7 protein-coding genes are annotated in these 9,988 nt (G+C 43.7%); 3 read left to right on the top strand and 4 right to left on the bottom strand.

Annotation, left to right across the window (positions count from 1 at the left end; translation table 11 throughout):
- Positions 1-84: 84 nt before the first annotated feature.
- Together QHH00_04030 and QHH00_04035 are read right to left on the bottom strand one after the other, a co-directional pair.
- Positions 85-4,371 (bottom strand): lamin tail domain-containing protein, encoded by a 4,287-nt coding sequence (locus tag QHH00_04030; protein MDH7508549.1) that lies wholly within the window; start codon positions 4,369-4,371, stop codon positions 85-87.
- Between the two features lie 158 nt (positions 4,372-4,529).
- Positions 4,530-5,276, bottom strand: coding sequence for a helix-turn-helix domain-containing protein (locus QHH00_04035; protein ID MDH7508550.1), 747 nt, complete (start codon positions 5,274-5,276; stop codon positions 4,530-4,532).
- A 77-nt stretch (positions 5,277-5,353) separates the two neighbouring features.
- Here QHH00_04035 and QHH00_04040 point away from each other — a divergent pair, with 77 nt between their 5' ends.
- The 3 genes from QHH00_04040 to QHH00_04050 are packed head-to-tail and all read left to right on the top strand — an operon-like array spanning position 5,354 to position 8,287.
- Positions 5,354-6,904, top strand: a complete 1,551-nt coding sequence (locus tag QHH00_04040; GenBank protein MDH7508551.1) for a radical SAM protein — start codon at positions 5,354-5,356, stop codon at positions 6,902-6,904.
- An 18-nt stretch (positions 6,905-6,922) separates the two neighbouring features.
- Positions 6,923-7,096, top strand: coding sequence for a 4Fe-4S binding protein (locus QHH00_04045; protein MDH7508552.1), 174 nt, complete (start codon positions 6,923-6,925; stop codon positions 7,094-7,096).
- Positions 7,097-8,287 carry an NAD(P)/FAD-dependent oxidoreductase gene (locus tag QHH00_04050; GenBank protein ID MDH7508553.1) on the top strand — a complete coding sequence of 397 codons (1,191 nt, stop codon included), beginning with the start codon at positions 7,097-7,099 and terminating at the stop codon, positions 8,285-8,287. It begins immediately after the preceding gene.
- Between the two features lie 56 nt (positions 8,288-8,343).
- Here QHH00_04050 and mvk read toward each other — a convergent pair whose 3' ends face one another.
- Together mvk and QHH00_04060 are read right to left on the bottom strand one after the other, a co-directional pair.
- Positions 8,344-9,276, bottom strand: coding sequence for a mevalonate kinase (gene mvk / locus QHH00_04055; GenBank protein MDH7508554.1), 933 nt, complete (start codon positions 9,274-9,276; stop codon positions 8,344-8,346).
- Positions 9,277-9,343: 67 nt separating this feature from the next.
- Positions 9,344-9,988, bottom strand: a 645-nt coding sequence (locus QHH00_04060) for an MFS transporter (protein ID MDH7508555.1), incomplete at its 5' end; no start/stop codon positions are given.

Consider the following 9,988-nt stretch of genomic DNA (forward strand, 5'->3'; position numbering starts at 1 on the left):
ATTGAAACTTCGCGAGACGATCGCATATCAATTACTTCAATGAAGAATAGTCCTTAGCGAGAGCATGCGAAAAAGGCAAAGCAGCTAAACACCTTGTGGAAACAGACATATTTTGAATATCCAGATATCAACGTTCTTTTCCGTTCCTGTACTGAATAAAGGGGACAGGATAAGACCTGGCACGTTGCAAATTCGTACTCCGAGATTGATCCTCGTCCTTTCCCCGCTGTCCCCTAAAACACGTGAGATCGCAGGAATATTTGCTTCGATGACTGCCTCGAACCGAAATGTCCCACTCGATGGGGCGCTCAATAACAACTTGGGGAGACCAGTGGAGCCAAAAACTTCGAATCGAATGTAAACGTCCTCGAAGATAGAAGAAATGTTTTTTCCAATAGCATCGGAAATGCCAGGGGTCGCAATTCTCTTGATTGCTTTCACAATGATTGAGGAGATGTTCTCGAGCGCTCTTTCTATGAAATCCCCTGTCACTACCAAGCTCAATGCAAATCCAGATTTCACTGTTGAGGCAACATCAGATACTGCAATTTCGACAAATATGCGAAATTCTATTATGGTGTCCCCGATAGCACGAATGCATCTTTCCGTAATGTTGTGTAATATCTTCTTCAATAATGTTCCCAATGCGTTAAGGTCAGTGCTCGAAAGAGAGAGTTCAGAAAAAGTCTGCGCGGCAGCATCCCAAAGTGTTTTTCGTATCCATTCTGGGCTCGATGGCGTAATAATTTTTTTGCCGTTCGGCCTACCACAGCTCTCCGACTTGAACACCCATCGGTCTCCGCCATCATATGCGCGTTGCCACGTACGATCGTCGTTATAGAAATCAGTCGTCCATGGCGTTACATCAACGCGATGGCCCGACGAATCAAGCAGCACAATGCATTCACTTAGAGGGAACTTCCTCTCCCCGCCGTTATCCAAAGCTTGTCCAGTAAGGACAATTACCTTATGCGATTTTGGGAGAATCTGGTCATCACCAATCGTATCTAATTTCTGGACACCGTGTGAAGTTTCTATTCTCCAGCCTGAAAGACTGATCGTGTAATCAGTGGGATTGTAAAGCTCGATCCATTCGCGACCAAAGTCTGTACTGGGAGGGTTCTGTTCATATTCATTGATGACGACATGATTTGCCATTGGATAGTTATATTTCATCTCAAAGCCAGCATCAATAGAACCAACTATACCTGGAATTGGAAGAGGAATTCTGGAAAGGAATTGGCCGATGATGGGAACTTCAGATAGGGAGAATTGCAGTTGCTTATACTGCGTGATCTCAGGCATCTTGAATTCAAAGGAGATCGTGCCGAGAAGACCTTTTACTTCGACAAAATGATTGAAAATTTTCATAAGTGGATCAATTATAATATCAAGGCTCCATTCGCCATTTGCGATTGTCGCATTAGATATCAAATCATAATCGCCAGTGGCAATTTTCAAGAACCTCACAGAGATTGAGAACTCCGTATCTCCGCACGACAACAGGGAAGTGATCTTTAGTAGATCTTTTGTAGAGCCAAGCGCGATATCGATGGGATTTATCGCAATAATGAATTTCAAGCCATAAATCGTCAGATTAAACTGGAGTTCGCCAAACAAAGAGACGATCTTTTCGACAACCCATGAAAGAACAGAGTTCGTGCCGTGCTCAAGGAATTTAACGATGCTAGAGAACACGGTTTGCAACGAATCCGAGAATATTTGGATCGCCTTTACGGCATAAGAAAGAGCCGTTGATAGAATCGTCCTTGTAAAGGAGAATATATGGTTGACGATGTTGAAGACTAATCCCATGCCTCCGCTTATCTTTGACCAGACATTCTCCAAAAAATTGAAGACGTCTTTTCCGAGCGTTGAAGTTGATTCATAGTAGACTCCCATGAGTGGCCAACCACTCTGGGCTGTAACTGAAAATGTCATGTTAAAAGCGAACGAACCATTAACGCTCAATGGTATGGTTGAAATGAGAGAATTCGCATCCAAATCTGATGAGATTGAAAGATAAAGGGAACCATTGATTGAAACCTCCCATTGCGTGACATATGGAGAGAACGATAGGTTTTTGAGATCGGTGAGATGCCTATTTGGATAGAATCCAGATGAAGGGGTATGCTCCCAAGGTTTTGTGATTTCAATTGTATAGGGATTTTCCAATTCCAATGGCAGTACACTCGCATCAATCTTCCCCTCGTTGAAAGCGAACGCCGATCTTATAACTTCGTGGGTTATGGACCCATCTTCAGCTAGGAGGGTGAACCCTTTCATTTCTGGAAATGCAATTGGAATCGGGTCTCCTCTTAAGTTGAAGGCATTTTCAATATCATCTAGAAGACGAAATATCACCTTCGTCAAGATATCTTCAATACCTGGTATTTCTTCCACAAAACCAAATGCAAGATTTCCCAAATTTTGAGCAAGAAGATTGATCGGACTCTGGGAAGGAAGTTGTCCAAACACATTTTCAAAGATACTAATAACGCGATCCACTCTTTCATCGAAAGATTCCTCGATTCTTTCTCTCAGCCCCCAAGTTGAAGAACACTTCATTTCTGAATAAACCTGATCAACTGCACTTTGGAAAGAATCAATGTTGAAGTCCTGTGATTGGAGCGCAATTTCGTTGACGATCGTGTTTGCAAGCGATTTCATCGCCTGGTCGATGGCAGCACTACGATCGAAAATCCTTTCCCAATTCATGTGTATGAAATCGATTAGCGCCTCACCCATTCTATCGATGATTATAGAGGCGTTCAGAGCATGGTTGATTGCTTGATTAAGGGCTAGATCGCCGCTCTCTAATGCTTTCTTGAGCGCGCCCTTCAGTGAAGAATGGTAGTAGTTGCCGTCCATCGCATTTCTGGTAGTTTCCGCAAGTGGCAGAACCTTCTCATCGAGAAGGCTGCAAGCGATTGATTTCACAAAATCCTCAAGTGTGCTTGCTAGTTCGCAGGTGCTCATTTTATATTGTACAGCAAATTCTTTCCAGACTTCAACCGAGAAAAGATCTAATGGCGGGAAATCTATAGTATATGAACCACCCAAATAGAAAGAACGGACTTCATTATAGTCATTCCTTAACATAATGGTTCGACCAGGGACTTCGATCACTTCATCTGGCCAACCGTAGTTCAAATACCGATACGACCAATCAGGGTATCCAGCATTTTCAAGCCTGCAATGCATCCATTTGGTGATCGATTCTCCGAGGACGTCCTCATGAAATAGATAATCTACCAAAGATGAAACGGCAAGGTCCGAAACATCGCCGATTTTGTCGACAAATTCGCAGATATCGATTATATGGAAATAATCCAGCCACCTCAACACAAGCATATCTGCGATAGCATACAATGTCTGAGCGAGCATTATGTTCAAATCATATTCTCTCGATGAGAATAAATCAAGAAAGAGTTCTGCCGGATCAATCCAGCCAGATATGTTCCTGTCCAACAACAAAAATGTTGCGTTCGATGAAGTACGATTGAGAAATGAAAACAAAATAGATGAACTGCCTAAAGTTCGCAGATACTTGCGATGCTCCAGTAGTATCGCGAGATTCAATGCATTTTCAACATCTTCCTTTGTGAGAATATTTTCCGTACCAAACGTACCATGCTTTGAACCTACGCCATAACCCCGCAGAATTCTGTCTTGCACCAATGCCATCAATTCGTATCGAACAATGTTTTCAAGTTCACTTCGTTCCCCAGAGATTGCATTTGAAAATGATTCAAATCGATTGTAGAGAAATGGAAAAGGCAAATAGATTGCTCTTGAAATTACAAAATTCCTTGCGATATTTCCGCTTGTCGAGTTCGCAACAATGCAGTAAGTCCCCCCTAGTGAGAAATATGCAGGTATTGTGGCACCGTTCCAGTCCGTAGAATAATTGGTATTCCCATCGATTGGTACCGGATAAAGCTCTTGGAGGCTCATTTTCAGGAAAGTCAAATGTACATTCAAATCCCTAACGTGTAACTGGCATTCGCCTACCAATAAAGGAAAAGTCATGTTCAGATACTGCCGCAAGTAGTCAGTAAACAAGTCATTGATTTCATTTTCGTCTCTTCCCACGCTGGCCTTAATTGCATCTACTGCAAGAAAGTATGCTTCTTGTTCTAGCTGTTTTGCAACTTTGTCGGCCGATTGGATCAGCCTTTGGATGGCATCTACTGACATCCTTTGATTATTATTTTTCTCTTCCAGATTAGAAATCAAAGCTATACTCGCCGAGGCGATCAGCAATATAATAACTGCAATGAGTGAAAATGCCATTTGACCAGTCTTTGATTGCCGAAGATTCCACGCTTTTTGTCCCAGACGCTTCCCTATTCTTGCGACTTTCAACATCACATTGCTCGAGTTGATTTGACATAAAAACCATTTGAGTTAATTGCAAACTACAACATGAATCAAAAGAGATTGTCCCCAAGCATTGGTACAAAACCTACAACCTCCCAATCGATTGTTCTGAGACCTGAACACGAAGTGAAAAACTGCATGTGGTTTCATTGGAGAGGACGCGTTTCTTTAAGAGGTGACAACATAAAAACTTCCAGGTGTCCTACCAGAAAAGGATTGTCGGAATAGCCACAAATCGAGTAATCTGGTGAGGCTATGAGCGCCGTTCTTCCATCAGATATGACATCTGTCGCAATTAGATCAGGTCGTCTGTGAACTCGCGTGCATTCTGGGACTTTTATAAAGGGCTCGGCAACGATAATGACTTCAACTCCTCTTTTCACGGCTTCTTTGAATCGTTGCGAGTGAAGTGTCCGGATTGGTGTCATCGTAGGTGTTGATAGAAAGAATCGAGTTGTAGCTCCATCAAGCATTTCACCAATCTTTGCGAGTATCTTATCTTTCCCCATGATCGTATATACTAATTGGGGCGTTCCCTTTTCACTCAAAACCCCCTGCAGATTTTCTAGGATATCGAACGCTTTTCCGATCGCCCCTATGATGTCTTTCTTGAGTTCCGTTGGAGAAACTGGGTAAAATATAGCTGGTCTACTATCATGCATATGGACGAAACCCTTCGATCTCAAACTCTCCAGAGTCTTATAAGAGGAAGTTCTTGGTATACCTCCGATCCGAGCAATTTCCTCAGCTGTACCACGCCCCTGAGCAACAAGGGCGATATACGCCCTTGATTCATATTCGGATAGGCCTACACGCCGCAGCGATGATAGCATTTCGCTGTAGTTAATGTCGAGATTTATCAAATTGAATTGATTCTTTCTTTCGTCTCTCATGGTTGACCTTGTAGCTAAAAAAGCGACATAAGTATTAAATCATTATCTGAGTAATCGAAGCGTCCGAGCTGATCACAATGATAGCTAGAGAAAGTGCGCTAACAAAGGGACTCCCGAAGAAGACAGAATCTCTATGCCCAGAGTGTAAAAGGATTGTAAATGCAACAATCTTCGAGTCTGGCGGAAAGGTTCTAATGGAAAAGGAGTGCCCGTTACACGGAAAATTCGTCGATGTATATTGGTCAGATGTTGATCTATATCTGAAGGCAGAAAAGTTTGCTTACGACGGAACGGGCGTTCTCAATCCTGCAATCAAAGGAGCAAAGACATGTCCAAATGAATGCGGCCTTTGCGATCTACATCTCAGCCATACTTCACTTGCAAATATCGATCTCACAAATAGGTGCAACTTAAAGTGTCCAATATGCTTTGCGAATGCGAACGCTGCAGGCTACGTATATGAACCTTCGTTTGAAGAGGTCGTTGCCATGCTCAAATCTCTCAGGGATGAGAGACCGGTACCTACGCCAGCCGTTCAATTCTCAGGTGGAGAACCTACAATTTATCCAAAGTTCATTGAGGTCATCAAGAAAGCGAAAGAAATGGGTTTTGCTCAAATACAAATTGCAACAAATGGATTAAGACTGGCAGAAGATGAAGAATTTCTTATGGAAGCTGCGGAAGCGGGACTTAATACAATTTATCTCCAATTCGACGGCCTTAGAGAGGACATATATGTCATGACAAGGGGAAGGCCGCTTCTCGAAATCAAGAAAAAGGTGATTGAAAATTTGAGAAAGATGGAAAGACATCCATCAGTTGTATTGGTACCAACAATAGTAAAAGGCATAAACGACGATCAAGTGGGACCTATTCTCAAGTATGCCATTGAGAACTCCGATGTTATAAGAGGGGTTAACTATCAACCTGTGGCTTTCACTGGCAGAATTAGTAAGGAAGAACGGGAGAAACATCGGTATACTCTCACTGACCTCGTTCACGACATAGAAGCACAAACTGGATATATCAAGAAAGAAGACTGGTATCCAGTCCCAACGGTCGTGCCGATTTCAACATTTGTCTCTTCCATCCTTAATCAGCCAAAGGTGACGTTTACCGCCCATCCGCACTGCGGCCTCGCGAGTTACCTTTTTGTTCAGGACGTTAACAATGTCATCCCATTGACGAGATTCGTTGATGTCGAGCCGCTTTTCAATGAGCTTTTCACCCTCTCCCAAAAAACAGAAAAGTCAAGTATCAAGCTGCCTGCAAAAGTCAAAGCCTTGCGGATTCTAAAGAAATACATCGATAAAAAGAAAACACCCGAGGGCCTTAACTTATCAAACTTTCTGAGGTTGATGAGCACCGTCTTCAGTGATGAGACCAAAGAAGGCTTAGCAGAGTTTTCATGGAAAATGATGTTCGTTGGAGGAATGCACTTCCAGGACGCGTACAACTACGACATTGAAAGGGTCAAGAGATGCGTTATTCATTATGCAGTGCCTGATGGCAGAATCATACCCTTCTGCGCCTACAATGGCGGACCAACATACCGAGAAGAAATCGAGAAGAAATTCTCAATTCCTATTGAGGAATGGAGGAGAACCAGAGGAACCGAATATACCTGAGTATGGGGGGATCTACCGATGATTGCTGCTGTTGAAAAATGTATGCATTGTGGCGCATGTGTAGGCTCGTGCCCGAGCAACGCAATCTATCTGAATGAAGTCATACTCAATTTTAACTCCGATTGCACAAAGTGCGGACGATGCGTGAAAGTCTGCCCAGTAGGTGCGATCCAGATGGAGGCTGGTGATTAAATGATCACTGGGAAATACGATGTAATCGTCGTCGGTGCGGGACCGGCGGGTAGCATGACGGCAAAGCACGCAGCACAGAATGGAGCAAGCGTTCTAATGATTGAGAAGAGGCAAGAGATCGGCTCACCCGTCCGTTGCGGCGAAGGTATCTCCAGGGCATCACTCGATGAAGTTGGCATAAGACCAGATAGAAAATGGATAGCTGCTGAGGTCGATGGTGCAAAAATCGTGTCGCCGAGTGGTCATACGTTCACGATCAATGAGAGGATGGCAGGAAATGAAGTTGGGATGGTTCTTGAAAGGGTTCTATTCGACAAGGCACTTGCTGCAGATGCAGCTAAGTCTGGTGCGGAGATCAGAGTCAAGACGTCGGCCGTTGGCTTAAAGTTTGAAAATGGAAAGGTTAGAGGCGTCAAAGTCATTTCTCAAGGCGAACCGATGGAATTTGAAGCAGGATGTGTTGTCGGTGCCGATGGTTTCGAGTCGCAGATCGGACGATGGGGCGGGCTCGATACAACTCTTAAACCAAATGATATAACGAGCTGTTTTCAATACAGATTAACAAATATAGATCATGACTTCAGATATTGCGAATTCATAATCGGCAGCGTCGCTCCAGGAGGTTATATCTGGATTTTCCCAAAGGACGAACATACAGCGAATGTGGGAATAGGTGTTTTGCTTTCAAAGATTAAAGCGCCTGGTCAGGTCAAGCAGTTGCTGGATAGGTTTATCGCGAAGGATGAAAGACTCAATAAGGGACAACCGCTTGATGCCGTGAGTGGAGCAGTTTCTGTCTCACCGCCGCCTGACAAATTGGTCCGAGACGGACTCCTACTCGTGGGTGATGCGGCAAGGATCATTGATCCAATAACTGGTGGTGGCATCGCTCACGCATGTATTTCTGGCATGCTTGCAGGTAAGGTTCTTGGAGAGGCAGCTCAGGATGGGGATTTCAGCGAAGCGAAATTGATGAAATATGAGAATATGCTGCGCGACCGCCTTGAGAACAAGTTGTGGCGAAACTGGATGGCGAAGGAGAAGCTCATCACGCTCAGCGATGAAACATTCGATAAGATCATACAGACTCTCGCTGAGGTCGGCGTTGAGAAAATGTCCGTCGGCAACATCTTGAAGGTTATAAAGTCTCGGCATCCAGAACTAGTCAAAGAATTTGAAGATCTAATATAAACTTATTATCAACATACATATTCAATTGAGAATAAAAAGGTAGGAAAGAGTGCAAATTAGTCGAAATTCTTTATGGTTAAACCGGGAGCACCAGTCTCAACGATAAATGGTGTCCCTCCCTTTTTCTTGATCATCTCACTTACTTTATCTGGTTGATCGGTGAGGGCAATTATACTACCACCACCCCCAGCTCCCGTGAGTTTTGCACCGAATGAATACTGCGCCGCTGCTTGAATCAATTTTTCAAGTTCTGGCGTAGATACCCCAAGTATCGAAAGCAGTTTCTGATTTTTGTCCATTAATTGGCCAAGAGCAACCTGATCGCCGCATCTCAACTTCTTCATACCCTCAATAGCAATTTGCCCAATCTCTTCCACGACCTCGTTGCCAAATCTGTTTTTTTCGACAAATCGTCTCACTTTTTCGACAAGAGGACCGGTTGGTGCATTGATACCAGTATACCCAACGACAACTTTCATCGCAGGCACATCGCAATGATGAATGAACCAGCGCTTGGAATCGTTTATTATATCCCAGAGAAGTTCATCTCCTGGTGTCTTGTTGATGAAGATCCCACTTCCATGCGCACACGTCGAAGTATCTATCGGACTGGCCCTTCCTTGAACCGCTAATTCGATGCCAAAAGACTTCTCAGCAACTTGCTTTTCAACGATGTTTCCCTGCATGGCTTGAAAGGCCCCAATTATTGAAACTGTGACTGCGGCCGAAGATCCGAGACCAGATCCAGATGGTAAATCAGAATCGATTTCGATTCTCAGTGGCTGACCATGCCAATATCTATCGATAGCGGCACAAATATAGGGATGTTGCTTATAAGAAAGTACTTGGCCATTGACAGTAAATTTATCAGACAATGATATGTTGCATCGTAATCGAAGGCTGATCGCGAGAGCGAGAGCGGGCTGCCCGAATACAACAGCGTGTTCACCGAAAAGGATGATTTTGCCTGGTGCTGAGCTTTCTAACATCCAGACGCTTATTCCGTTAGCAGTGATTAAACATTTCGTTCGGAGTTTCAATGCATTTTTCGAAGGTTCATTTCACTCTCTCTTTTGCCATTAAGATGAATATGCTTGTCCCAATGGCAAGAAAGCCAGCGAGCGCAAATGGTTCGTAGCTGATTCCATCCAATGATGAACTTGCAATGTATGAAAGAATTAATGGTCCAACGATAAAACCTAAATCGCTCATTGTCCTAAATATCCCCATCGCGATACCAAGCTGACCCTCACTGGCTGTATCCGTGACCCAAGCCATAATGGGACCAGAAAATCCGAAACCAAACCCAAGACCAGCCATTATGATAATGAGGGAGACGCTAGAATTTGCAAAAGGTATCGCAAGTGTCAGCAGGCCAGTGATGAAAAGACTTGCGAACAAAAATTTTTTCCTCCCATACCGATCCGTCAACGATCCGGCTGGCAACATTGTTAAGAAATTTATGAGCGCGGTAATTGCGAGCACACCACCTATTATTTGAACGCTCAACCCGAGATTTTCACTCGCGAAAATTGGAACGAGAGTTGAAACGACGCCCATTCGAATGAAAAAAATTCCGAATATTGCAAGATTGATCGCCATGAGGGTGTAATTTTTAAAAATGCCCGTGATGCTTGGTAAACTTGTCCGCATTTGATTTTTTGAGGATGTAATATGTGCCTCCCCGATCCCAAAGTGCAC

The organism is Methanomassiliicoccales archaeon, assembly GCA_029907465.1.
In the GTDB taxonomy this organism is placed as follows: Archaea; Thermoplasmatota; Thermoplasmata; order Methanomassiliicoccales; family JACIVX01; genus JACIVX01.

What these genes read in the sequence shown, in the direction of transcription:
- QHH00_04030 (MDH7508549.1), bottom strand. Translation starts at nt 4,371, where the DNA reads ATGTTGAAAGTCGCAAGAATAGGGAAGCGTCTGGGACAAAAAGCGTGG.
- QHH00_04050 (MDH7508553.1), top strand. Translation starts at nt 7,097, where the DNA reads ATGATCACTGGGAAATACGATGTAATCGTCGTCGGTGCGGGACCGGCG.
- QHH00_04040 (MDH7508551.1), top strand. Translation starts at nt 5,354, where the DNA reads ATGATAGCTAGAGAAAGTGCGCTAACAAAGGGACTCCCGAAGAAGACA.
- mvk (MDH7508554.1), bottom strand. Translation starts at nt 9,276, where the DNA reads ATGTTAGAAAGCTCAGCACCAGGCAAAATCATCCTTTTCGGTGAACAC.
- QHH00_04045 (MDH7508552.1), top strand. Translation starts at nt 6,923, where the DNA reads ATGATTGCTGCTGTTGAAAAATGTATGCATTGTGGCGCATGTGTAGGC.
- QHH00_04035 (MDH7508550.1), bottom strand. Translation starts at nt 5,276, where the DNA reads ATGAGAGACGAAAGAAAGAATCAATTCAATTTGATAAATCTCGACATT.